1 protein-coding gene is annotated in these 588 nt (G+C 61.9%); it reads right to left on the bottom strand.

Features of this window, described 5'->3' with window-relative positions; genetic code table 11:
* Nucleotides 1-44: 44 nt before the first annotated feature.
* The coding region (locus ACFFJC_RS21175) for a tyrosine-type recombinase/integrase (RefSeq protein WP_379489231.1) at nucleotides 45-588 on the bottom strand (544 nt) is incomplete at its 5' end.

The following is a 588-nucleotide window of genomic DNA, read 5'->3' as shown; positions in this document are numbered from 1 at the left end:
GACAGGATTCGAACCTGCGACATCCTGCTCCCAAAGCAGTATTGCTATTTACGCTCATCGCCAGTTTCTCCGCTATTTGTAAGGTGGTCGGCTGAGGGTTGTCCGTGATTATTCCGTCCCTCGGATTTCGTCATGATATCGCGCAGGTCATCCATCTGGAGGTGGGCGTAGCGCGAGGTTGTCCGCAGATCGGTATGGCCGAGCAGGCGGCTTGCGGCTTTGATGTTGCCGGTTGCGCGCATGATGCGCGTTGCGCTGGTGTGGCGCAGATCATGGAAGCGAAAGTCGGTCACGCCTGCGTCTTGCATCGCCTTGTACCATTTCCGGTTCCACCCCTCGACGGTGAGCGGGTAGCGGTGGCCCTTGCGGCGCTGGGGACGATCCATGCGCTTCGGGGCGGGGCGCTCGCACACGTAGGTGAAGACGGTGGGGCAATCGTCCAGGCGCGGCTGCTCCATGAGTAACCCGACCAGGGCAGGGGACAGAGGGAAGGTGTGATCCTTGCCGCCCTTGTTCACGACCGTTGCCTCGCCAGCCTCCCAGTTGATCCGGTCCCATCTCAGACCGACGACTGCCGAGCGGCGCTGG

The organism is Novosphingobium soli (genome assembly GCF_042432915.1).
Taxonomy (GTDB): Bacteria; Pseudomonadota; Alphaproteobacteria; order Sphingomonadales; family Sphingomonadaceae; genus Novosphingobium; species Novosphingobium soli.
This window is presented reverse-complemented; position numbering and strand designations above follow the sequence as displayed.